This window comes from Amycolatopsis sp. NPDC049159 (assembly GCF_040648295.1).
Classification (GTDB): Bacteria; Actinomycetota; Actinomycetes; order Mycobacteriales; family Pseudonocardiaceae; genus Amycolatopsis; species Amycolatopsis pretoriensis_A.
The window spans coordinates 520,318-542,325 of record NZ_JBEZDL010000002.1 but is presented as its reverse complement, the minus strand read 5'-3'; the positions used below and the strand labels follow the sequence as shown (position 1 = coordinate 542,325).

Annotated in this window: 25 protein-coding genes; 15 read left to right on the top strand and 10 right to left on the bottom strand. The window is 73.3% G+C overall.

What is annotated here, in order from left to right; all coding sequences use genetic code 11:
* Positions 1-563 precede the first annotated feature (563 nt).
* From AB0B33_RS05760 to AB0B33_RS05750, 3 genes are read right to left on the bottom strand one after another with little or no spacing between them, the layout of a single operon-like run.
* A complete protein-coding gene (locus tag AB0B33_RS05760) occupies positions 564-1,514 on the bottom strand; it encodes an LLM class F420-dependent oxidoreductase (protein ID WP_247011712.1) in 951 nt (316 codons plus the stop codon).
* The gene (locus AB0B33_RS05755; RefSeq protein WP_360767288.1) at positions 1,511-3,616 is read right to left on the bottom strand and encodes a prolyl oligopeptidase family serine peptidase; all 2,106 of its coding nucleotides are present in this window, start codon (positions 3,614-3,616) and stop codon (positions 1,511-1,513) included. Before AB0B33_RS05755 ends, AB0B33_RS05760 begins: the two co-directional genes overlap by 4 nt.
* 20 nt (positions 3,617-3,636) lie before the next feature.
* Positions 3,637-4,488 (bottom strand): PPK2 family polyphosphate kinase, encoded by an 852-nt coding sequence (locus AB0B33_RS05750; protein ID WP_247011716.1) that lies wholly within the window; start codon positions 4,486-4,488, stop codon positions 3,637-3,639.
* Positions 4,489-4,649: 161 nt separating this feature from the next.
* On the opposite strand from AB0B33_RS05750, the gene rocD reads away from it, so the two are divergent.
* Positions 4,650-5,882: an ornithine--oxo-acid transaminase gene (rocD, locus tag AB0B33_RS05745; RefSeq protein ID WP_360767285.1), complete on the top strand. Its 1,233-nt coding sequence runs from the start codon at positions 4,650-4,652 to the stop codon at positions 5,880-5,882.
* Positions 5,883-5,963: 81 nt separating this feature from the next.
* Positions 5,964-7,322 carry a DUF2252 domain-containing protein gene (locus tag AB0B33_RS05740; RefSeq protein WP_360767282.1) on the top strand — a complete coding sequence of 453 codons (1,359 nt, stop codon included), beginning with the start codon at positions 5,964-5,966 and terminating at the stop codon, positions 7,320-7,322.
* Here AB0B33_RS05740 and AB0B33_RS05735 read toward each other — a convergent pair.
* Complete coding sequence (locus AB0B33_RS05735; protein ID WP_360767279.1) at positions 7,311-8,189, bottom strand: FAD-dependent oxidoreductase; 879 nt, start codon at positions 8,187-8,189, stop codon at positions 7,311-7,313. The two genes, AB0B33_RS05740 and AB0B33_RS05735, sit on opposite strands and share 12 nt — an antisense overlap.
* Positions 8,190-8,322: 133 nt before the next feature.
* Between AB0B33_RS05735 and AB0B33_RS05730 the strand changes: the two genes are divergently transcribed.
* Positions 8,323-8,889, top strand: coding sequence for a phosphatase PAP2 family protein (locus AB0B33_RS05730; RefSeq protein WP_360767276.1), 567 nt, complete (start codon positions 8,323-8,325; stop codon positions 8,887-8,889).
* Here the strand turns inward: AB0B33_RS05730 and zapE are convergent.
* A complete protein-coding gene (gene zapE, locus AB0B33_RS05725; RefSeq protein WP_360767273.1) occupies positions 8,843-9,862 on the bottom strand; it encodes a cell division protein ZapE in 1,020 nt (339 codons plus the stop codon). The two genes, AB0B33_RS05730 and zapE, sit on opposite strands and share 47 nt — an antisense overlap.
* Before the next feature lie 89 nt (positions 9,863-9,951).
* Between zapE and AB0B33_RS05720 the strand changes: the two genes are divergently transcribed.
* From AB0B33_RS05720 to AB0B33_RS05670, 11 genes are all read left to right on the top strand, one after another.
* On the top strand, positions 9,952-10,689 hold the full coding sequence (locus AB0B33_RS05720) for a pyrimidine reductase family protein (RefSeq protein WP_360767270.1): 738 nt from the start codon (positions 9,952-9,954) through the stop codon (positions 10,687-10,689).
* On the top strand, positions 10,686-11,234 hold the full coding sequence (locus tag AB0B33_RS05715) for a sigma-70 family RNA polymerase sigma factor (protein ID WP_247011726.1): 549 nt from the start codon (positions 10,686-10,688) through the stop codon (positions 11,232-11,234). Before AB0B33_RS05720 ends, AB0B33_RS05715 begins: the two co-directional genes overlap by 4 nt.
* On the top strand, positions 11,234-11,647 hold the full coding sequence (locus AB0B33_RS05710; protein WP_360767267.1) for a hypothetical protein: 414 nt from the start codon (positions 11,234-11,236) through the stop codon (positions 11,645-11,647). Before AB0B33_RS05715 ends, AB0B33_RS05710 begins: the two co-directional genes overlap by 1 nt.
* 90 nt (positions 11,648-11,737) lie before the next feature.
* Positions 11,738-12,175, top strand: coding sequence for an Asp23/Gls24 family envelope stress response protein (locus AB0B33_RS05705; RefSeq protein ID WP_360767264.1), 438 nt, complete (start codon positions 11,738-11,740; stop codon positions 12,173-12,175).
* Positions 12,172-12,405 (top strand): hypothetical protein, encoded by a 234-nt coding sequence (locus AB0B33_RS05700; RefSeq protein ID WP_247011729.1) that lies wholly within the window; start codon positions 12,172-12,174, stop codon positions 12,403-12,405. Before AB0B33_RS05705 ends, AB0B33_RS05700 begins: the two co-directional genes overlap by 4 nt.
* Positions 12,406-12,453: 48 nt before the next feature.
* Positions 12,454-12,630, top strand: coding sequence for a hypothetical protein (locus AB0B33_RS05695; protein WP_247011731.1), 177 nt, complete (start codon positions 12,454-12,456; stop codon positions 12,628-12,630).
* Positions 12,627-12,977: a hypothetical protein gene (locus AB0B33_RS05690; RefSeq protein WP_360767260.1), complete on the top strand. Its 351-nt coding sequence runs from the start codon at positions 12,627-12,629 to the stop codon at positions 12,975-12,977. The genes AB0B33_RS05695 and AB0B33_RS05690 overlap by 4 nt, the downstream gene beginning before the upstream one ends.
* A gap of 2 nt (positions 12,978-12,979) precedes the next feature.
* Positions 12,980-13,516, top strand: a complete 537-nt coding sequence (locus AB0B33_RS05685) for a DUF6286 domain-containing protein (RefSeq protein WP_360767257.1) — start codon at positions 12,980-12,982, stop codon at positions 13,514-13,516.
* Positions 13,513-14,112: an alkaline shock response membrane anchor protein AmaP gene (locus AB0B33_RS05680; RefSeq protein ID WP_360767254.1), complete on the top strand. Its 600-nt coding sequence runs from the start codon at positions 13,513-13,515 to the stop codon at positions 14,110-14,112. Before AB0B33_RS05685 ends, AB0B33_RS05680 begins: the two co-directional genes overlap by 4 nt.
* Positions 14,113-14,138: 26 nt before the next feature.
* Positions 14,139-15,218: an ATP-dependent DNA ligase gene (locus tag AB0B33_RS05675; protein WP_247011737.1), complete on the top strand. Its 1,080-nt coding sequence runs from the start codon at positions 14,139-14,141 to the stop codon at positions 15,216-15,218.
* Between the two features lie 74 nt (positions 15,219-15,292).
* On the top strand, positions 15,293-16,840 hold the full coding sequence (locus AB0B33_RS05670) for an alpha/beta hydrolase (RefSeq protein ID WP_360767470.1): 1,548 nt from the start codon (positions 15,293-15,295) through the stop codon (positions 16,838-16,840).
* Between the two features lie 85 nt (positions 16,841-16,925).
* On the opposite strand, the gene AB0B33_RS05665 is transcribed toward AB0B33_RS05670, so the two are convergent.
* The 3 genes from AB0B33_RS05665 to AB0B33_RS05655 all read right to left on the bottom strand — a co-directional run bounded on the left by AB0B33_RS05665 (position 16,926) and on the right by AB0B33_RS05655 (position 18,899).
* Entirely contained in the window at positions 16,926-18,074 is a 1,149-nt protein-coding gene (locus AB0B33_RS05665; RefSeq protein WP_360767467.1) for a DUF6596 domain-containing protein, read from the bottom strand.
* Positions 18,075-18,082: 8 nt separating this feature from the next.
* Entirely contained in the window at positions 18,083-18,490 is a 408-nt protein-coding gene (locus AB0B33_RS05660) for a YciI family protein (protein WP_247011738.1), read from the bottom strand.
* 166 nt (positions 18,491-18,656) lie between these two features.
* On the bottom strand, positions 18,657-18,899 hold the full coding sequence (locus AB0B33_RS05655; RefSeq protein WP_247011739.1) for a DUF2630 family protein: 243 nt from the start codon (positions 18,897-18,899) through the stop codon (positions 18,657-18,659).
* A gap of 85 nt (positions 18,900-18,984) precedes the next feature.
* Here AB0B33_RS05655 and AB0B33_RS05650 point away from each other — a divergent pair, with 85 nt between their 5' ends.
* Positions 18,985-19,356: a thioredoxin family protein gene (locus tag AB0B33_RS05650; protein ID WP_093951826.1), complete on the top strand. Its 372-nt coding sequence runs from the start codon at positions 18,985-18,987 to the stop codon at positions 19,354-19,356.
* A gap of 54 nt (positions 19,357-19,410) precedes the next feature.
* Here AB0B33_RS05650 and AB0B33_RS05645 read toward each other — a convergent pair whose 3' ends face one another.
* Together AB0B33_RS05645 and pruA are read right to left on the bottom strand one after the other, a co-directional pair.
* Positions 19,411-20,340 (bottom strand): proline dehydrogenase family protein, encoded by a 930-nt coding sequence (locus AB0B33_RS05645; RefSeq protein WP_360767248.1) that lies wholly within the window; start codon positions 20,338-20,340, stop codon positions 19,411-19,413.
* Positions 20,341-20,353: 13 nt separating this feature from the next.
* Positions 20,354-21,982 (bottom strand): L-glutamate gamma-semialdehyde dehydrogenase, encoded by a 1,629-nt coding sequence (pruA, locus tag AB0B33_RS05640; protein ID WP_247011741.1) that lies wholly within the window; start codon positions 21,980-21,982, stop codon positions 20,354-20,356.
* Positions 21,983-22,008 lie beyond the last annotated feature (26 nt).

Genomic DNA, 22,008 nt, shown 5'->3' with positions numbered 1-22,008 from the left:
CGGACTCTGAAGCCCTCGCTGCTCGACGACCGCCGCCGTCCACAGTTCCACTGCACGCACACGTGCCGGATCACCTCCGAGACCATGAGCAACCGCTTCGGCGACTGCACGACTGGGCATTTCGGGACCGGTGAATGCTTTGTAGATCGTCTGATGGCTGCAGTGCACCCTACCGGCGGGCCGGACATCGTCAGCCAACGATTTCCTGCTCTACCTGCGTCTTCGCGACTGATGCAAGACTGGACCCGGTCGAACTTTCGCAGAGGGGATCCGCCGTGAAGCGCATCTGCCGAGTCAAATTTCGCCTGAGCCGGAACCCCCACGGCCACCACGGGCCCGACGACGATCGCGACTCCGAGCGTACTGCTGCTCGCAGGCCGCGCAAGTATCGCCGCAATTCTGGCTTCGGCCGAATTCGCAGCCGTCGTCATGCGTTCTTGGTGGTCACGCCCCGGCCCTCCGGACTGAATTGCGACCAAACCGGGTTCTTGCGACCGAGCCGCTCATCCGATCCACCGCTCGCGACCGTCGCTTTCACGTGAAAGCGACGGTCGCGAACCCGGTCAGCGCGGCGCCAAGCCCCGCACCTGCTCGAACGGGTCACCGCCGGTCGGCAGGAGCGCGATGATCGGGGTCGTCAGCCCGTTGTCCACATAGGACTTGACCTGCTCCCGGCACGACTCCACGCTCCCGTGGATCACCAGCTCGTCCACCACCGAATCCGGGATCACCCGGTTCGCCTTCTGCCGGTCGCCGGCCGCCCACGCTTCGTGCATCGGGGCCAGTGCCTCGCCGCGGCCGAGCCAGTCGTGGAAGGCCGCGTACACCGGGACCGTCAGGTAGCTCGAGATCAGCATGCGGCCCAGGCCGCGCGCGGCTTCCGCGTCTTCCGTCGGGCAGACGAAGATGCGGGCCGCCAGCTCGGCGTCCGGTCCGATGACCGAGCGCACGCGAGGCACGTCCGACGCCGCCAGCCAGTTGGTGATCGCGCCGTCCGCCTCGCGCGCGGCCAGGCGGAGCATGCCGGGGCGCAGGGCCGCCAGCATGATCGACGGTGGCGGGTCGGCCGGGCGCTCCAGCCGGAACTTCGAGACGGCGAACGTGTCGTACTTTTCGCTCACCTTCTCCCCCGCCAGCGCCGAACGCAGGAAGCGCAGCGTGTCCCGCGAGCGCGCGAACGGCTCCTCGAACGGGGCGGCGTTCCAGTTCGAGACGATCACCGGGGACGACGCGCCGATGCCGAGGACGAACCGGCCGGGCGCCAGCTCCGCGACCGTCGCCGCCTGCATCGCCAGCAGGCCGGGGCCGCGGGTGTACACCGGCACGATCGCCGTGCCCAGGCGCAGCTGGGGCGCCCACTGCGAGGCCAGCACGAGCGGCGTGAAGGCGTCCGTGCCCGCCGTCTCCGCCGTCCACGCGTCGGTGTAACCCAGGTCCGGCAGCTGCTCGACCAGCTCGCGGTGCGCGGCGAGCGGCACCCCGGTCAGCGGAATCGTCAGGCCCCAGCGGCTCATGCGTTCTCCTTGTCGACGGCGACGGCGGAAAGCTCGCGCAGCAGCCAGTCCACCTGCGTGCGCATCAGGTTCTCCGCGACCTCTTCGGCCTGCGGCGTCATGTGGGTCGCGCCCGCCAGCGGCAGGAAGACGTGCGGGCGCCCCTTCGCCAGCAACGCCGACGACAGCCGCAGCGCGTGGGCGACGAACACGTTGTCGTCGGCCAGGCCGTGCACGATGAGCAGCGCGCGGCTCAGCTCGGCGGCGCTCTCGATCAGCGAGTTGTGCGCGTAGCTCTCCGGATCGTCCTGCGGTGTCCCGAGGTACCGCTCGGTGTAGTGCGTGTCGTACAGCGACCAGTCGGTGACCGGCGCGCCCGCGACCGCCGCGTGGAACACGTCCGGGCGCCGCAGCACCGCCAGCGCCGACAGGTACCCGCCGTAGGACCAGCCGCGGATGGCCACGCGCTCGAGGTCCAGCTCCGGGAACCGCGCGGCCGCCGCCTGCACGGCGTCCACCTGGTCGGCCAGGGTGACGTCGGCGAGGCGCCCGTGGATCTCGCGCTCCCACACCGCGCCGCGCCCGGGCGTGCCGCGGCCGTCCGCGACGAGCACCGCGAAGCCCTGGTCGGCCAGCCACTGCGAGGTCAGGAAGGCGTTGCGGCTCTGCAGGACGCGCTGGGCGTGCGGGCCGCCGTACGGGTCGAGCAGCACCGGCAGCTTGCCCTCGCTCGGCTCGTAGCCGCGCGGCAGCAGCAGCGCCGCGCGCAGGCCTCGCTCGCCCAGCGTCAGCCAGGTCAGGTTCGGCACGATCTCCGGGTCCACAGTGGACACCGAAATCGACGCCACCGGCGAGCCGTCGCGCAGCACCGAAACGCGCGGCCCGCTGTGCTCCAGGCTCCACGACGAAAGCACGGTGACCGCGGCGTTCCCGGCCCCGTGGTGCACGCCGTCCACAGTGGACAGGCGACGCACCGACGAACCTTCCGTCCGGAAGACGTGGATCTGCGTCGGGTCGTCCTCGGAGGCGCTGAAGAGGATCTCCTCGCCGACGTCGAGGACCGCCCGCAGCTGGAGCCCGGCCGGGGTGACGGCCTCGCCGCCGACGAACAGCCGGTGGTCGCCGTCGACCATGCCCTCGGTGACCAGGCGCCCGTCGGGCGTCCACGCCGGGACGCCGCCGACGATGTCGATCCAGTGCTGGTCGGTCGCGGTGTGCACGACCGACGTCGAGCCGTCGGCGACGTCGAGGGCGAGGACGTCCATCCGCTTCTGGTCGCGCGGCTGGACGGCCAGCAGCGGCGCGCCGCCCGCCGACCAGTGCACCGAGGCCAGGTACTCCCACTCCCCCGGCTCGACGTCGACGCGGGAGCCGTCCAGGCCGAGCACCGCCAGCGAAACGAGCGCGTTCGTGGTGCCCGCCGCCGGGTAGGCGACGACGTTGGCGGGGTTCTGCGGGTTGGCCGGGTCGGCGATGGTCCAGCGCGGCACCGGGCCGCGGTCCGAGCGCTCGGCCAGGACGCTGCGGCCGTCCGGGGCCCACCAGTAGCCGCGGGTGCGGTCCATCTCCTCGGCCGCGATGAACTCCGCGAGGCCCCAGGTGATGTCCTCACCGTCCTCCTCGACGAGCACGCGGTCGTCGCCGGTGGCCAGCTCCAGCACGTGCAGCCGCCGGTCCTGGACGTAGGCGACGTGCGTGCCGGCCGGGCTGGGCCGCGGGTCGATGACCGAACCGTCGACCCGCAGCGTCACCTCGCCGGACGCGAGGTCCAGCGTGTAGAGCTTGCCCGAGAGCGAGAACACCGCGACCGTGAAGCCCGCGTCGACGCCGTAGTGCACGACGCCGCCGCCGGTCTCGCGGGCCCGCTCCCGACGCGCGCGCTCCTCAGCGGGCAGCTCCTCTTCGCCGGGCAGCAGCTCGGCGGCGTCGACCAGCTTGGTCTCGGCGCCGGTGGCCAGGTCGGCCGACCAGAGGCTGTGCCGGGGGTCGGTGCCCGACTCCGCGCGCAGGAACAGCACGCGGGAGCCGTCCGGGGCGACCCGGAACTCCTTCGGCGCGCCGAGGGTGAAGCGCTGGGTACGGGCCTGTTTGCGGAGGAACGGGAGGTCGTCGACATCGGTCACGTCCGCACTCTTTCAGACGATCACTCCGGTACGCCAACGCCCTTCAGCTTGGCCAGCTCCTCCGCGACGTCGAAGCCCGGCTCCGGGTACACCGGCTTCAGCTCGCCGAGGGTCTCGATGAGCAGCTCGGCGACCGCCCAGTTCCGGTACCACTTGTGGTCGGCGGGCACGACGTACCAGGGCGCGTGACCGGTCGACGTCTTCTTGAAGATGTCGGCGTAGGCCTGCTGGTAGGCCGGCCAGTGCGAGCGGGCTTCGAGGTCGCCCGGGTTGTACTTCCAGTGCTTCTCGGGCGTCTCCAGCCGGGCCTTCAGCCGCTTGAGCTGCTCCTGCGGCGAGATGTGCAGGAACACCTTGACGACGGTGGTGCCCGCGTCCGCCAGCTCCTTCTCGAACTCGTTGATCTCGGCGTAGCGGCGGCGGCGCTCGGCCGAGGTCAGCAGCCCGGTCACGCGCGGGACCAGGATGTCCTCGTAGTGCGAGCGGTCGAACACGCCGATCTGGCCCGCCACCGGCAGCTGCTTGCGGATGCGCCACAGGTAGTGGTGGCGCCGCTCGGCGGGCGTCGGGGCCTTGAACCCGGCGTAGCGGACGCCCATCGGGTTGACCAGGCCGAGCACGTGCGACACCGTGCCGCCCTTGCCGGAGGTGTCCATGCCCTGCAGCACGAGCAGGACGCTGCGGGTGCCGCCGCCGACGCCCTCGGCGTAGAGGGCCTCCTGCAGCGACGACAGCCGCTCGCCGGCGCTGTCGAGCTTGGCCAGCGCCTTGGGCTTCTTGCCGGGACCGACCGGGGCCGACCCGGGGTCCGGCAGCTCCGCGCCCACGCGCAGCGCGTCCCGGACCCGGCTACCTGCGTCGTTCTTCGCCATCCCGCGAAACTACCTGCTCAGGCCGCGGCTTTCCTGGTGAAGGGTCCCGGCCCGCCTCCCGCAGCGTTTCGGGGGTCGACGCCCGGAAGTGCGCAACGAACAACGGGTGAAAGCAACGATTCCCGGCTGAATTCTGCGTGTCCTGCCTTTAACCTGAACGTATGACGACGTTCGCCGGCCGGGAGACCGCCGCCCCCTCCGCCGCGAGCTTCATCGAGCTCGACGAGCGGTGGAGCACGCACAACTACCACCCGCTGCCCGTCGTGATCGCCGAAGCCTCCGGTGCCTCGGTGACCGACGTCGAGGGCCAGTCCTACCTCGACTTCCTCTCCGGGTACTCGGCCATGAACTTCGGCCACCGCCACCCGGACCTGGTCGCCGCCGCCGTCGAGCAGCTCGGCCGCGTCACGCTGACCTCGCGCGCGTTCCACCACGACCAGCTGGGCCTCTTCTGCCGGGAGCTGGCCGAGCTCACGGGCACCGAGCTGGTGCTGCCGATGAACTCCGGCGCCGAGGCCGTGGAGTCCGCGGTGAAGATCGCCCGGAAGTGGGCCCACCGGATCAAGGGCGTACCCGACGGTACCGCCGAGATCATCGTCGCCGGCTCGAACTTCCACGGCCGGACCACCACGATCGTGTCGTTCTCGACCGACGAGACCGCGCGCGCCGACTTCGGCCCGTTCACGCCCGGCTTCGTCACCGTGAAGTACGGCGACGCCGCCGCGCTGCGCGACGCCATCACCCCGCGCACCGCCGCCGTGCTCCTGGAGCCGGTGCAGGGCGAGGCCGGCGTCGTGGTGCCCCCGGAGGGCTACTTCGCCGAGGTCCGTTCCGCCTGCGACGAGCACGGCGTGCTGCTGATCGCCGACGAGATCCAGTCCGGCCTGGCCCGCACCGGCACCGTGCTGGCGCTGGACCACGAAGGCGTCCGCGCCGACGTCTACACCCTCGGCAAGGCCCTCGGCGGCGGCATCCTGCCGGTGTCGGCGGTGGTCGGCCGCCGCGACGTGCTGGGCGTGCTGCAGCCGGGCGAGCACGGCTCGACGTTCGGCGGCAACCCGCTGGCCTGCGCGGTCGGCCGCGCGGTGATCCGCCTGCTGAGCACGGGCGAGTTCCAGCAGCGCTCCACCGAACTGGGCGCCCACCTGCACGCACGGCTGACGGAGCTGATCGGGCACGGGCTGTCCGAGGTCCGCGGCCGCGGCCTGTGGGCGGGCATCGACATCGCCCCCGGCGGCCCGTCCGGCCGGGCGGCTTCGCAGGCGCTGTCGGCGCGGGGCGTGCTGTGCAAGGAAACGCACGAGCGCACGCTGCGCGTCGCACCGCCGCTGGTGATCACGCGTGCGGAACTGGACCGGGGCATCGACGCGATCGCCGAGGTCATCCGCCCCTGAACCACCCGGATGCCGCCGGCTGTGCCTCCCGCCCCGGCGGCATCCGGGAGCACAACGTCCCCTTCGGACGTTGTGCCCGGTATGGGATCAGGGGAATGGGTGGAACGGCCGCTCGCCGGCACCGGCGGGGACACGCCCGCCGAGCTGTACGAGCAGGGCAAACGGCTCCGGGAGAAGACGCCGGCCGCGGCGCACGACCACGAGGCCGCGGGCGCGGACCGGCCGACGCCGGAGCAGTACTTCGAGGCGAGCAACGCCGGGCGGCTGCCGGAGCTGGCCGAACTGCGGCGGGAACGCATGCGCGCGTCGCCGTTCACGTTCTTCCGCGGCGCCGCCGGGCTGATGGGCGCCGACCTCGCCGGCACGCCGTCGGCCGGGCTCACCGCGCAGCTCTGCGGCGACGCGCACGCGGCGAACTTCGGGCTCTACGGCACGCCCGAGGGCAAGATCGTGATGGACATCAACGACTTCGACGAGACCGTGCCGGGCCCGTGGGAGTGGGACCTCAAGCGGCTCGCGGCGAGCCTGGTGCTCGCCGGCCGCGAGGGCGGCATCGGCGAGTCCGGCTGCCGCGAAGCCGCCGAAGACGCCGTGAAGTCGTACCGCCGCACCATCCGCGCGCTGGCCGACCTGCCGTTCCTGCGGTCGTGGAACGCCCTGCCGGACTCCTCGGTGCTGTCGAAGGCCCGCGCGGACGAGCTGATCGACGACTTCGCCGACGCCGCCGAGAAGGCCCGCAAGAACACCAGCGCGAAGGTCGCGGCGAAGTGGACCGAGCGCGTCGACGACCACCGGACCGGCCTGTCCCGGCACCGGTTCGTCGAGGACCCGCCGGTGCTGACGCACGTCGACGAGCGAACCGCCGAAGCCGTCGCCGCCGGCCTGGTGTCCTATGTGGACACGCTGCGCGAGTCGCGGCGGACGCTGATCGCCCGCTACCGGCTCGCCGACGTCGCCTTTCGGGTGGTCGGCACGGGCAGCGTCGGGCTGCGCAGCTACGTCGCCCTGCTGCACGGCAACGACGAGGAAGACCTGGTGCTGCAGGTGAAGCAGGCGCAACGGCCGGCCCTGGCGCCGTACCTCGGCCTGCCCGCGGCGGAGCACGAAGGACAGCGGATCGTCGACGGCGCCCGGCTCGTCCAGGCCGAAACCGACATCCTGCTCGGCTGGACGACCATCGACGGCGAGCCGTTCATCGTCCGGCAGTTCCGCAACCTCAAGGGCGACATCGACCCGGCGGAGCTGGAAAAGGACCACCTCGACGACTACGGCCGCCTGGCCGGGGCGCTGCTGGCCCGCGCGCACACGCGGTCGCTGCACCCGAAGCTCCTGGCGGGCTACTTCGCCGACGATTCCGAGCTCGACGAGGCGCTGGGCGCGTACGCGGTCCGTTACGCCGACCGGACCGAAGCCGACCACGCGGAGTTCTCAGGAGCCTGAGACGAGTCCGGCGACGTCCGCCGCGCAGCCCCAGGCGAGGGTGATGCCCGCGCCGCCGTGGCCGTAGCAGTGCACGACGTCGCCGGTCCGCTCCAGCCGCACCTCGCGCCGGAACGGGCGCAGGCCGACCAGCGACCGCAGCACCCGTGCGCCGGCGAGCCGCGGTTCCAGCTCGCGGGCGCGGCGCACGATGTCGGCCGTCACGCCCGGGTTGGGTTCGGTGTCGCCGCGGCCCGGTTCTTCGGTGCCGCCGCAGACGACGTGGGTGCCGTGCGGGATGACGTAGGTCGCGCCCGGGCCGGACTCGTCGACCGCGAACCCCGGCAGGCCCGGGTCGGCCAGGTGCACGACCTGGCCGCCGACGGGGACCATCGAGTCGTCCCCGGCCAGCCGGCCCGCGCCGAGCCCGGCCGCGTTGACGACCGGGCCGAGGCCGTCGAGCGAAGTCAGCGGCCGGTACTCGATGCGTACGCCCAGCGCGTTCACCCGGTTCAGGAGCCAGTCCAGGTAGACCGGGGTGTCGACGAGCGCGGTGGTGAAGTCCAGCCGGTCGCCGTCGCGGACGGGGTCGGTCATCGCGGTCAGCCACCACGGGTCCGGGGCGCCCGGCGCCAGCAGGACGCGGCCGCGGCAGAACCGCACGCCGGGCGCGTCCTGATCGCGCAGCACGGCGAGAGTCGCGGCGGTCCAGCGCACGATCCGCGCATCGGGACGGCGCACGGGCGGGTAGAGCACCCCACCGGCGACGGCGGAGGTCGTCTCCCCCGGCGGAGCGGCGGCGGCGAGGACGACGTCGTGGCCGGCTTCGGCCAGCCGGTGGGCACAGCTCAGCCCGATGATCCCGGCCCCGGCGACGGTCACCCGCATCCCGGCATCGTGACGCACGGACGCGGCGGGCCGCACCGAGGGGGCCGGACCACCCTCGCGCGGGTGAGGCCGAACGATCCCACCCGCCACGCTCGCCGGCCTACCCCGCGGGGCCGCGACTACCCTCGCGCGGGTGAGGACGATCCGGGTGGCGGCCGCGGTCTGCGGTCTGCTCGCACTGCTGCTGGGCCTGCCCTTCGCCGGCGGGACCGGCCCCGGCACCGTCGACCGGGCCGCCGCCGCAGCCGTCGCGCACCTCAGTCCCGGCGTCGTCGGGGCCCTCGTGCTCCCGACCGAGCCCTACGTCGTCCTCGCGCTCGGCGTGCTCGCCGTCGTCCTCTGCCTCCGCGCCGGACAACGCCGGGAAGCCGCACTGGCGCTCGCGATCCCCGTCCTGGCCATCCTGCTCACGGGCTGGCTGCTGAAACCCCTCTACGACCGCTGGAAGAACGACACCCTCGTCTACCCGAGCGGGCACACCGTGAGCCTCGTGGCGGTCCTGACCGTGCTCGTCCTCGTCACGCGCAAGGCCGTCGTGGTCGTGCTTTCCGCGCTCGCGCTCCTCGCGGCCACCGCCGGGCTCGTCGGGATGGGGTACCACTACCTGACCGACGTCGTGGGCGGGACGCTCTTCGCCGTCTCCGTCGTGCTGTTCAGCTGGCCTGCGCCGCGTCGCGTGCCAGTGCCGTCAGGCGGCTGACCGCGCGCAGGTACTTCTTGCGGTAGCCGCCGTTCACCATCTCCTCGGTGAACAGCGACGGCAGCGGCTCGCCCGAGACCACCACCGGGATCGCGCGGTCGTAGAGCCGGTCGGCGAACGCCACCAGCCGCAGCGCCACGTTCTGGTCCGGGGCCGGGTGGACGCCGCGCAGGTGCACGCGGGTGACGCCGTCCAGCAGCCGCCCGTACCGCGACGGGTGCAGCGACCCCAGGTGCTCGCACAGCGCGTCGAAGTCGTCCACAGTGGACCCTTCGTGCGTGGCGACCGACTCCTCCAGCACCTCGGCCGAAACCGGCGGCGGCGCGTCCGGCAGGCCGCGGTGGCGGTAGTCCGGGCCGTCGACGCGGACCACGCCGAACCGGGCCGAGAGCGTCTGGATCTCGCGCAGGAAGTCCTCGGCGGCGAACCGGCCCTCGCCGAGCTTCTCCGGCAGCGTGTTCGACGTCGCCGCGACGAACACGCCGGCGTCCATCAGCTCCTGCAGCAGCCGCGTGACCAGGGTCGTGTCGCCGGGATCGTCGAGCTCGAACTCGTCGATGGCCAGGAGCCGGTGCTCCGACAGCCGCCGCACGGCTTCGGGGAAGCCCAGCGCGCCGACCAGGTGGGTCAGCTCCACGAACGTGCCGTACGCCTTGGGCGAGGGCACCGCGTGCCAGGCCGAGGCCAGCAGGTGGGTCTTGCCGACGCCGAACCCGCCGTCGAGGTAGAGCCCCATCGGGCCGGCCGGTTCGGCCGGCCCGCCGAAGAGCTTGAAGCGCTTCTTCTCCTTGCGCGTCCCCACTTTCGCGGCGAACGCCGAGCACGACTCGACCGCGGCGGCCTGGCTCGGCTCGTCGGGGTTCGGGAGGTAGGTCTCGAACCGGACGGCGTCGAAGCGCGGCGGCGGCACCAGCGCGCCGATCAGCTCGTCGGCGGACAGCTCGGGACGGCGGCCGGTGAGGTGCGCGGGCATGGTCACGGAGCCTATCCGCCGCACTCACCCGTCCGGGCGCCCAGCCGCCCCGGTAGAGACGTGCTTCACGCCCGTGCTGGGATTGTCCCGTGCGTAGCGTGTGGCCCCTCTCGGCGGGCGAGCTGACCGGGGAAGACCTCGAAGAGATCTACGCCTACCCGGCGAACCTCGACCGGCCGTGGGTGCAGGTCAACTTCGTCGCGTCCGCCGACGGCGCCGTCGAGGTCGACACGACGTCGGCCGGGCTGTCCCACGCCGCCGACCGGCAGGTCTTCCTGCTCGGGCGCGACCTCGCCGACGTGATCCTGGTCGGCGCCGGCACCGCCCGCGCGGAGGACTACCGCGGCGTCGTCGCGGGACCGAAGCGCCTGGAGCGCCGTCGCCGCCTCGGGTTCGACGGCGTCCCGCCGATCGCCGTGGTGACCCGGACCGCGGACCTCGACCCCGCTTCCCGGCTGTTCACCGAGACCGTCGTTCCCCCGATCGTGGTCACCACGGAAACCGCGGACACCGCGGCGCTCGAAGCCGCCGGGGCGTCGGTGCTGCGGGCGGGCACCGCCGACGTCGACCTGCCGCGCGCCCTCGACCTGCTGGCCGAGCGGGGCCTGCGCCGGATCGCGTGCGAAGGCGGGCCGCGGCTGTTCGCGCAGCTCGTCGCGGCCGACCGGATCGACCAGCTGTGCCTGACCGTCGCGCCGCTGCTCGTGGCCGGGACGGCGGACCGGATCGCCACCGGTCCCGGCAGCGTTCCCCGCCGGCTCGCGCTGGCGTCGATCCTGGTCGAGGACGGCTTCACGTTCCTGCGCTACCGCCGGGCCGCCGGGTGAGCGCCGACGCCGACCTGGCCACCCGGGCCGCGGCCGGGGACGAAGCCGCGTTCGGCGCGCTCGTGCGCGAGCACACGCCCCGGATGTACCGGGTCGCGCTGCGGATCACCGGCAGCGCCGCCGAGGCCGAGGACGTCGTGCAGGAGTCGTGGCTCGCCGCGTGGCGCGCGCTCGGCACGTTCCGGCACGAGTCCGCGGTGTCGACCTGGCTCTACCGGGTCGTCACCAACAGCGCGCTCGCCCTGCTGCGCCGCCGCAAGCCCACGATCTCGCTGGACGAACCGGCCGGGCAGTCCACTGTGGACCTGGAGCTGCTCGCGGTCCCCGGTCCCGAAGGCCGCGTCGTGCGCGCCGAGGAGGTCGACGCGGTGCTGCGGGCGATCGGCAGGCTCGAGGTGTCCCAGCGGGTGCCGCTCGTGCTGCGCGAGCTGGAAGGCCTGAGCTACGAAGAGGTCGCCGAAGTGCTCGACGTGAACGTCGGCGCCTTGCGTTCCCGGCTGCACCGGGCCAGGGTGGCGCTGCTCGCCGAGTTGAGGGAGCGGTGATGGCCGAGCAGACCGACCCCGAGCGCGACCCGCGCTGGGACGCCGTGCGCGCCGCCGCCCGGCGCCGCGTGCCGACCCCGCCCGGCCTGGTCGAGCGCGTGCTGCGGGCGGTCGCGCGCGGCGGGCGGACGGCCGTCGCGGTGCCCGGCGACGACGGTGGCCTGCGGATCACCGAACAGACCGTCGTCCGCCTGGCCGGGACCATCGCGGCCGGCCGGGCGCCCGCCGGGGTACGCGTCTCCGCCGTGGCCGTCGAGGACGCCGTCGTGCAGGTGCTGGTGTCGGTCCGCTTCGGCGTCGTCGCCGACGAAGCCGCCGAAGCGCTGCGACGGGAGATCACCGCCGAGCTGTCCCGGCAGCTGGGTGTCGCGACCCCGGTGAACGTGCACGTCGTGGACGTCCACCCGGACTGAACATTCCCCCGATCGGGGGACCTTGCGTGAGGGATTCGCGCTCCCGGGCATCGTAAGGGCGAGAGACCGCCGCGAGAGGAGCCAGCACGCATGCACCCGGAACGGACCGAGAGCCCCGGCACGGTCACGCCGCTCAACGAGGAGGGTGCGGCCGGCCGCACCACGATCTCGTCGCTGGTCGTGCAGAAGGTGGCCGGGCTGGCCACCCGCGAGGTCGCCGGCGTGCACGCGCTCGGCGGCGGCGGGGTGTCCCGCGCGATCGGCGCGCTGCGCGAGCGGATCCCCGGCTCCGGCACGGTGACCACGACCGGGGTGTCGGTCGAGGTCGGCGAGAAGCAGACCGCGATCGACCTCGACGTCGTCGTCGAGTACGGCGCCCGCATCACCGACGTCGCCCGCGCGGTGCGGCGCAACGTGATCACCGCGGTCGAGCAGATCACCGGGCTCGAGGTGATCGAGGTGAACATCGCCGTCAACGACATCCACCTGCCGGGCGACGAAGAGCCCGAGTCCACGCGGGTGGAGTGACCGCGCGCGGACCGGACGACCCGGAGGGCCGCGCGGCCTTCCGGGCCTTCGTGCGCACCCACCACCCGGACGTCGGCGGCGACCCGGCGGAGTTCGCGGCGGGCCTGGCCCGCTTCCGCGAGCCGGCCCCGGACTCCCGCTTCGACGCCCCGGTCGTCTTCGTGCCCCGCCGCCGCGGCCTCGCGGCGTTCTTCGCCCGCTTCCGCCGCCGCCCGCCCCGCGTGCGGTGACCGCCCCGCCGGGGCAAGCTTCCCCCACCGCCCGTCCAAGGAGGACATGTGAACGCAACGAAGACCGGGCTCCTGGCCGGGCTGATCCTCGGCCTCGCCGCGACCCAGGGGTTCACCGCGTTCCTGGTGACGCTGGCCGTCGGGATCATCGGCCTGGTCGCCGGCCGGGTCCTCGACGGCGAACTCGACCTCGGCGAGCTGTTCGGCAAGGGCCGCGACAAGTGAACCGCGCCCTCGACGTGCCGCGCGAGCTCGCCGAACCGGCTGAGCGCGGCACCCTCACCATCGGCCACGCCGTGGTCCGCAAGGTCGCGCAGCACGCCGCCGACCAGGTGCCGGGCATCGCGCACGACGGCAAGAAGGGCGCGAAGGCCAAGGTCGGCGGCCTCGACAACGACGTCGACCTCGCGCTGGAGCTCGCCCTGCGCTACCCGGGCGCGGTCCGGGCGGTCGTCGGCGACGTGCGGGAGAAGGTCACCGAAGAGGTCGAGCTGATCACCGGCTACCACGTGCGGACGCTCGCCGTGACGGTGTCCGCGCTGCTGCCGGCCCCCGCGCCGCGGGTGCGGTAGCCGTGCGCCCGTTCGTCCGCATCCTCGCCACCCTCCTCGGCCTGGCCTTCGCCGCCGCCGGGGCGGTGCTGGCCCTCGAAGTCGGCTGGCACTGGTGGCGCCCGGAAGCGGCGCCGCTGCTCGTGCCGTGGCCGCGCTGGCAAGCCGAACTCGGCGCGCTGGGCTGGGACGCCTACGCGGTCCGCGTCGGCGCCGGGGTGCTCGCCGCCGCGGGCCTGGTGCTCGTCTTCTGCGCGCTGGCCGCCGGCAGCCGTGCGGTGCGGCTGACCGACCCGGCCGACGAAGTGAGCGTCTCGACGTCGCCGCGGTCGCTGGCCCGGCTGGTCGGGCTGACCGTGCGCGCGCAGGACAACGTCGCCGGCGCGTCCGTCACCGCGAGCGCCCGGCGGGTCCGCGTCCGGGCGAAGAGCCCCCTGGAAACCGAGGGCGAGCTGCGGCCGCGGCTGCTGGAAACCGTGTCCGCCCTGCTCGACGAGGTCCCGCTGGCGCGGCGGCCGAAGGTGACCGTCGTCGTCGATTCGCCGAAGGACCGCCGATGACCAAGTCCGTTGCCGCGAAGGCGCTTTCCCGGTCGTACGCGGGCGAACGCGTGCTGACGTTCCTCGTCGGGCTGCTCGCCCTGCTCGGCGGCGCGCTCGCGCTCGTCGTGGGGTACGGCGTGCTCGGCGAGTACCGGGGCCGGCGGCCGCTGCTGGACCCGATGGCCGTCGAGTGGCTCGGGAGCCACGCCACTCCGGCGCGGATCGCCGCGATCGTGCTCGGCGTGCTGCTGTTCGTGCTCGGGCTGCGCTGGGCGCTGCGCTCGCTGCGCCCGGAACCACGGCCGGACCTGGACCTCGACCGCACCGACGGCGCCGAGCTGGTGGTCACCGCGGCCGCGATCGCCGAGGCCGTGCAAGCCGACGCCGAGCAGCTCGACGGCGTGAGCCGCGCCCGGGTCCGCGCGGTCGGCTCGCGCACCGCCCCCGCGTTGCGGATCACGCTGTGGCTGCACGAAGGCACCGATCTCAAGGGCGTCTGGGCCGGGTTGGACACGCAGGTGCTGGCCAGGGCCCGCGAATCGCTCGGCCTCGACGTCCTGCCCACGGCCGTCCGCCTGGAACTCGACACGACCGCGCCGAAACGCGTGCGCTGAGCCGGGCTTTTCCGCAGAATGCGGGCATGCCCCTACCGCTGCAGCCGCCGCTGAAGCCGATGCTCGCCAAGCCCGCGAAGGCCATCCCGGACTCCGGGGGCTTGCTGTTCGAGCCGAAGTGGGACGGGTTCCGCTGCCTCGTCTTCCGCGACGGCGACGAGCTGTACCTGCAGTCCCGCGCGGAAAAACCGCTCAACCGGTACTTCCCCGAAGCGGTGGCCCGGCTGCTGGAGGTGCTGCCGCCGCGGGTGGTGCTGGACGGCGAGCTCGTCGTCGCGCGGGACGGGCGGCTCAACTTCGACGCCCTCACCGAGCGGATCCACCCGGCCGAAAGCCGCATCACGCTCCTGGCGGCCGAGCAGCCCGCCGAGTTCGTCGCGTTCGACGTCCTCGCCCTCGGCGACGACCTGCTGCTCGACGAGCCGACGTCGGTGCGCCGCGACCGGCTCGTGGAGCTGGCGGGCGAGAAGTTCCCGCTCACCCCGGCGACCACCGACCCGGCCACCGCGCGGCACTGGTTCGAGCTCTTCGAGGGCGCCGGCCTCGACGGCGTCATCGGCAAGCCGCTGGACGAGCCGTACACGCCCGGCAAGCGCGTGCTGCTCAAGTACAAGCACGTGCGCACCGCGGACTGCGTGCTGGCCGGGCTGCGCTGGCACGTCGACGGCGGCCCCGGCGAACTGGTCGGCTCCTTCCTGCTCGGCCTGCACGACGAGGAGGGCGTGCTGCACCACGTCGGCACGGTCGGGTCGTTCCCGATGCCGCGGCGCCGTGAACTGGCCGAGGAGCTGGCGCCGTTGGTCACCGACGGCGAAGACCACCCGTGGGGCGGGCTCGCGAAGGGCGAGGGGCAGCGGATCCCGGGCGGCATCACGCGCTGGCGCGCCACCGAGCACGAGTGGGTGCCGCTGCGGCCCGAGCGCGTCGTCGAAGTCGCCTACGAGAACACCGAAGGCGGGATGCCCTCGCGGTTCCGGCACAACGCGCGGTTCAAGCGCTGGCGCCCGGACCGCGAAGCCGCTTCGTGCGACTACAGCCAGCTCGAAGAGCCGGCCCGGTACGACCTCGACGCCGTGTTCCGCGGCCAGGTCGTGCGGACCCGCTAACCCTCGTCCCACACCGGCCGTGCGAAGCTCGGCTGGCCCTGCCCTTGATCGTGCTCGACGTGAGGATCCCGCCCGTGCGCCGCCGCCGTTCCCGTGCCCTGGTCGCGCTGCTCGCCCTGGCCGCCGCCGCGGGGTGCGCCGCCGGGCCGTCGGTGCGCCCGGCGCTGGTCGAGAACGACGGGAAGACCACCGGCAGCACGCCGGCCGGGACGCCGTCGGTGCCGCTGCCGCCGCTGGCCGAACCGCAGTCGCCGACGGTGAAGTGGGCCGACTGCGACGACGACACCCGGCAGCGGATCGGCACCCCCGCGGTGCCGGACACCCTGCACTTCACCTGCGCGCGCGTCACCGCCCCGCTGGACGCCCCGGGCGAGCCCCGCCGGTCGCTGGTGCGGCTGCTGGCGCTGAAGGTGGGCAGCGGACCGGTGCCGCTGGTCGTCGTCAACGACATCGACGGCGAACCGGGCACGGTCTACGCGGCGCGGCTGGCCGCGACGCTGCCGCCGGCGTTCCTGGAGAAGTTCTCGCTGGTCGGGGTGGACCGCCGCGGCACCGGGATGTCCGGCGCGGCCCAGTGCGTGCCACCGGACATCCGCCACGACCTGATCGACGCCGACCCGGCCCAGGGCGGCCTGCAGGACGTGCTCGACGCGGCCCGCAAGGCGGGTCAGCAGTGCGCGATCGAGCTGGACGACTCCCAGACGGCGCTGGACAGCTGGCGCGCGGCGGGCGACCTCGACGAGGTGCGCAAGCAGCTGGGCATGGAGCGCCTGAACGCCCTCGGCCGCGGCGACGGCTCGAAGGTGCTGGCCGACTACGCGGTCCGCTTCCCCGGCCAGGTCGGCCGCGTGGTCCTCGACGGCGTCCCCGACCCGGGCGCGGACACCGCGGCCGTGCTCGACGCGGTCGCCGCCGGCGCCCAGTCCACATTGGACGCGTTCGGCACGGACTGCGCGACCCGCGGCTGCGCGCTGGGAGACCCGAAGGCGGCGCTGGCCGCGGTGACCGACCAGCTGCGCGCGAACCCCCCGCTGACCCCGGACGGCGTCGCGTTCGGCCCGGGCGTCGCGATGTTCGCGGTCTACTCGGGACTTTCGCAGCGCACGCGCTGGCCGGAACTGGCGGACGCGCTGGTGGCGGCACGCGGCGGCAACACCGGCCCGCTGGCGGCGTTCGCGGCCCCGGTGCTGCAGGACTCGCGCGCACAGCCGTCCCGGATCGACGCGACGATCGCGACCCGCTGCAACGACAGCCAGACGCGGTTGTCGGCGGACCAGCTCGACCAGGTGGTGGCCGGCATGCGGGCGAAGTACCCGCAGTTCGGCGCGGTGGTCGCGCAGCAGCTGGCGTGGTGTGGACCGTGGCCGGTGCGCACGGAACCGCTGCCGGCCCCGGGCGCCCCGGGCGCCCCGCCGATCCTGGTCGCGGCGACGGCGGCCGACCCGTCGACCCCGGGAGTGGGCAGCACGCGGGCGGCCGATCAGATGCCGTCGGCGGTGACGATCACCTGGCAGGGAGCGGGGCACGGCGCGGTGGGCGCTTCGCCGTGCGTGACCGACGCGGCGCGGGCCTTCCTGGTGGACGGGAAGGTCCCGGCGAACGGAACCCTCTGCCCGGCCTGACGGCGCGGGGTGAACCCGCGGCCGGCGAGGCAGCCCACCCACCCGACGGAGGGCGCCGTCGCCGCAGGTCGTTCCGGTCTGATGGTCAGGAGTCGCGGAGACCGGCGTTGAGCCGCGCCGCCTCGCGGGTCAAGTGCTCGACCTCCGCCACGTTCGCCGCCTTCCGGGCCGCCTCCACGTACAGCTCCGCCGCCTTCGCCAGGTCGCCCTCGCGCTCGTGGAGGTACGCCGCCACCGCCGTGTACCGCGGCAGGTTCCCGTCCAGCTCGGCCAGCGCCGCCAGCCCGGCGCGCGGGCCGTCCGCCTCCCCCACCGCCACCGCGCGGTTGAGGCGCACCACCGGGCTCCCGGTCAGCTTCGCCAGCTCGTCGTACCACTCGACGATCTGCACCCAGTCGGTCTCGCCCGCGGTCGGGGCGTCGGCGTGCAGCGCCGCGATCGCCGCCTGGGCCTGGAACTCGCCGAGCCGATCCCGCGCCAGCGCGGCCTGCAGGATCGCCACCCCCTCGGCGATCAGCCCGGTGTCCCACAACGACCGGTCCTGGGCGGCCAGCGGCACCAGGTCACCGTCGGGCCCGAGGCGGCTGGCCCGCCGGGCGTGGTGCAGCAGCATCAACGCGAGCAGCCCCGCCACCTCCGGGTGGTCGATCGCCGCCACCAGCCGCCGGGTGAGGCGGATCGCCTCCGCCGCCAGGTCGACGTCGCCCGAGTAGCCCTCGTTGAACACCAGGTACAGCACGCGCAGCACCGTCGCGACGTCGCCGGGCTCGTCGAACCGCACTCCCGAGACCGTCTTCTTGGCGCGGCTGATGCGCTGCCCCATCGTCGCCTCGGGCACCAGGTACGCCTGCGCGATCTGGCGCGTCGTCAGCCCGCCCACCGCCCGCAGCGTCAGCGCCACCGCGGAAGACGGCGACAGGGACGGGTGCGCGCACAGGAAGTACAGCTGGAGCGTGTCGTCCTCGGCCGGCACGTCCCCGGGCGTCACCTCGGCTTCGACGACGTCCTCGCGGCGACGGCGGGCGGTCTCGGACCGGGTCTCGTCGAGGAACTTGCGCCAGGCCACCGTGACCAGCCAGCCCTTGGGGTCGCGCGGCGGGCCGTCCGCCAAGCCGCGGACGGCCTCGATCAGGGCTTCCTGGACGGCGTCCTCGGCCGCCGCGAAGGGAGCCCCGCGGCGGACGAGGACCGCCAGGACGGCCGGGGTCAGGCTGCGGAGCAGGACCTCGTCCACCGGACCGGTCACTCCGTGATCGTGGGCAGCGGGGCCAGGCACGGGCGCAGCTCGAGCCACTCGTGGATCGGCTTCCCGCCCGCGCCCGGCGCCGCGGACAGCTCGCCGGCCAGCTCGAGCGCGCGCTCGTGGCTGTCGACGTCGATGATCATCCAGCCGGCGATCAGGTCCTTGGTCTCGGCGAACGGGCCGTCGGTGACCGGCGGGCGCCCTTCGCCGTCGAAGCGGACGAACGTCCCCTCGGGGGCGAGGCCCTGCTCGCTGACGAACTCACCGGTCTCCCGGAGCTTGACCGCGAACTCGTCCATGTACCGGATGTGCGCGGTGATCTCTTCGGGCGTCCAGCGGTCCATCGGCACGTCGTTGACCGCCGCCGGGGCGCCGCGGTAGTGCTTGAGCAGCAGGTACTTGGCCATCGTGGTGCTCCCTCGGTGGTGGGCGACCGGCGGTCCCGGTCGCCTTCACCCCGGGGACGGAGCCGGTTCTCCGGTTTCGACATCGCCACCGAACTCTTTTTTTTTGGGGGGGGTCCGGGTGGCGGAGCCCCCGGCTCGGGGCGGAGCCCCGGGCGACACGGCCAATTTACTGGCGGTACGACTCGACCTCGGAGACCGGGCGGGCCGCGGCGTCGTCCGGGTTCTCGTGGAACTCGGTTTTCGCGCGGCGCTGCCGGAGCAGGTCCCAGCACTGGTCGAGCTGCTGCTCGACCGCGGTGAGGCGATCCTTGTCGCCGCCGCTCAGCCCCACGCCGACCGAGCGCGACCGGAGCTCGTGCTCCTCCGCGATCAGCTCGTCGATCCGGCCCAGGATTTCGCTGTCGGCCATGTCGTTCCTCCTCTTGCGGTTTGCTCGGGTGAGACGCTACCCCGGCCCCGGGAATTCCCGCCGCGCCCGGTTCGTTGACCTGGGCATGAGCACCGTTGAGCTGACCGCCGAGAACTTCGACCAGACGGTAAACGACAACGAGTTCGTCCTGATCGACTTCTGGGCGAGCTGGTGCGGGCCGTGCCGCCAGTTCGCGCCGGTCTACGAAAAGGCCTCCGAGAAGCACGACGACCTCGTGTTCGCGAGCGTCGACACCGAAGCGCAGCAGCAGCTCGCCGCCGCCTTCGACGTCCGCTCCATCCCGACGCTGGCCATCATCCGCGACAAGACGCTGATCTACGCCCAGCCCGGCGCGCTGCCCGAGCCGGCCCTCGAAGAGCTCATCAAGCAGGCTCGCGAGGTCGACATGGACGAGGTCAAGCGCAAGGCCGCCGAAGCCGAGGCCGAACAGGCCTGACCACCACCACACGACGAAGGCCGCTCCGGATCCCGGAGCGGCCTTCGTCGTACCTCAGGACCTGGTCGCGAGCCCGCGCAGGAAGAACGCCAGGTTCGCCGGGCGCTCGGCCAGCCGCCGCATGAAGTAGCCGTACCACTCGTCGCCGTAGGGCACGTAGACCCGCATGCGCGCGCCCGAAGCCGCGATCCGCGCCTGCTCCTCCGGCCGGATGCCGTAGAGCATCTGGAACTCGTGGTCGTCGTCACGTCGGAGGTTTTCCTCGGCCAGCGCGGCGGCGATCTCGATCATCCGCGGGTCGTGCGAAGCGACCATCGGGTAGCCCTGGCCCGCCATCAGCACGCGCAGGCAGCGGACGTAGGACTTGTCCACTTCGGACTTCTCCTGGAACGCGACCGACTCCGGCTCGGCGTACGCGCCCTTGCACAGCCGCACGCGCGACCCCGGCCCGGACAGCTCCCGGCAGTCCTGCTCGGTGCGCCGCAGGTAGGCCTGCAGCACCGCGCCGACCCACGGGTACTCGCCGCGCAGCTCGCGCAGGATGCCGAGCGTCGAGTCCGTGGTGGTGTGGTCCTCCATGTCGAGCGTCACGGTGGCGCCGACCGCCTCGGCCGCCGCGCAGATCTTCCGCGCGTTCTCGCACGCGACGTCCTCGCCGTTCGACGGCAGGAACTGGCCCACCGCCGACAGCTTCACCGAGACGTCGGCACCGTCCGCCAGCCCTTCGGAGGCCAGCGCCGACAGCACGGCTTCGTAGGCCGCGACGGTCGACGCGGCCTGCGCGGCGTCGGTGGTGTCCTCGCCCAGGTGGTCGAGGGTGATCCGCCGGCCGTCCGCCGCCAGTTCCCCGGCGACGCGGACGGCGTGGGCGGTCTCGGACCCGGCGACGAACCGGCGCACCACGGATCGCGTGGCAGGCACCGCCTCGACGAGCCGCCGGATGCCCTTCGAGCGGGCGGCGGCGAGCAACGGGGCACGCAGCATGACGGTCTCCCTCTCAGCCCTGGTGCGGGTAGCGCACGGAGGTCGGCGGCACGAACGTCTCCTTGATCGAGCGCGGGCTCGTCCAGCGCTGCAGGTTGAAGATCGAACCCGCCTTGTCGTTGGTGCCCGAGGCCCGCGCGCCGCCGAACGGCTGCTGGCCGACGACGGCGCCGGTCGGCTTGTCGTTGACGTAGAAGTTGCCCGCGGCGAACCGCAGCGCCTCGGCCGCCTTCGCCACGGCCGTGCGGTCGTTGGCGATGATCGCGCCGGTCAGCGCGTACGCGGCCGTCTCGTCGACGAGCTTGAGCACGGCGTCGAAGTCGCCGTCCTCGTAGACGTGCACCGAGAGGATCGGGCCGAAGTACTCGGTCGAGAAGATCTCGTGCTTCGGGTTGTCCGACACGAGGATCGTCGGCTGCACGAAGTAGCCGACGCTGTCGTCGGCGGTGCCACCGGTCAGCACCTCGACCGAAGCGTCGTCCTTCACGCTGTCGAACAGCGCGGTGTGCTTGGCGAACGCCCGGGCGTCGATGACCGCGCCGCCGAAGTGCGACAGGTCGGTGACGTCGCCGTAGGACAGCGCCTCGGTCTCGGCGACCAGGCCGTCCTTCAGCTTCGTCCACAGGCTGCGCGGGACGTACGCGCGCGAAGCCGCGGAGCACTTCTGGCCCTGGTACTCGAAGGCGCCGCGGACGAGCGCGGTGCGCAGGACGTCGACGTCGGCGGACGGGTGCGCGAGCACGAAGTCCTTGCCGCCGGTCTCGCCGACCAGCCGCGGGTACGAGCGGTAGCCCGCGATGTTCGCGCCGACCGTGCCCCACAGGTGCTGGAACGTCGCGGTCGAGCCGGTGAAGTGGATTCCGGCCAGGTCGCGGTGGGTCAGGGCGACCTCGGAGACGGCCTTGCCGTCACCCGGCAGCAGGTTGATGACGCCCGGGGGCATGCCCGCCTCTTCGAGCAGCCGCATGGTCAGGTGCGCGGCGAAGGACTGGGTCGGCGACGGCTTCCACAGGACCGTGTTGCCCATCAGCGCGGGCGCGGTCGGCAGGTTGCCGGCGATCGCGGTGAAGTTGAACGGCGTGATCGCGTAGACGAAGCCTTCCAGGGGGCGGTGCTCCAGCCGGTTCCACACGCCCGGGGAGCTGATCGGCTGCTCGGTGAGCACGCGGCGGCCGAACTCGACGTTGAAGCGCCAGAAGTCGGCGAGCTCGCAGGCGGCGTCGATCTCGGCCTGGGTGGCGGTCTTGGACTGGCCGAGCATGGTGGCGGCGTTGAGGGTGGCGCGCCACGGGCCGGTCAGCAGGTCGGCCGCGCGCAGCAGGATCGCGGCGCGGTCGTCGTAGGACAGCGAGCGCCACTCCGGCGCGGCCTTCGCGGCGGCCGCGATGGCGTCGGTGGCGTCCTGCGCCGTGGCGCTGTGGATGGTGCCCAGCACGTGCTTGTGGTTGTGCGGCTGGACGACGTCGATCTTCTCGCCGCCACCGGGGCGCTGCTCGCCGCCGACGGTGACCGTGAGGTCGACGGGTTCCGCCTGGCCCAGCCGCTTGAGCGCACCCTCGAGTTCCGCGCGCTCAGCGCTGCCCGGCGCGTACGTCAGCACCGGCTCGTTCTTCGGGGCGGGGGTCTGGGTCACGGCGTCCACGGCGGCTCCTCTGCCAATCCTGCTAC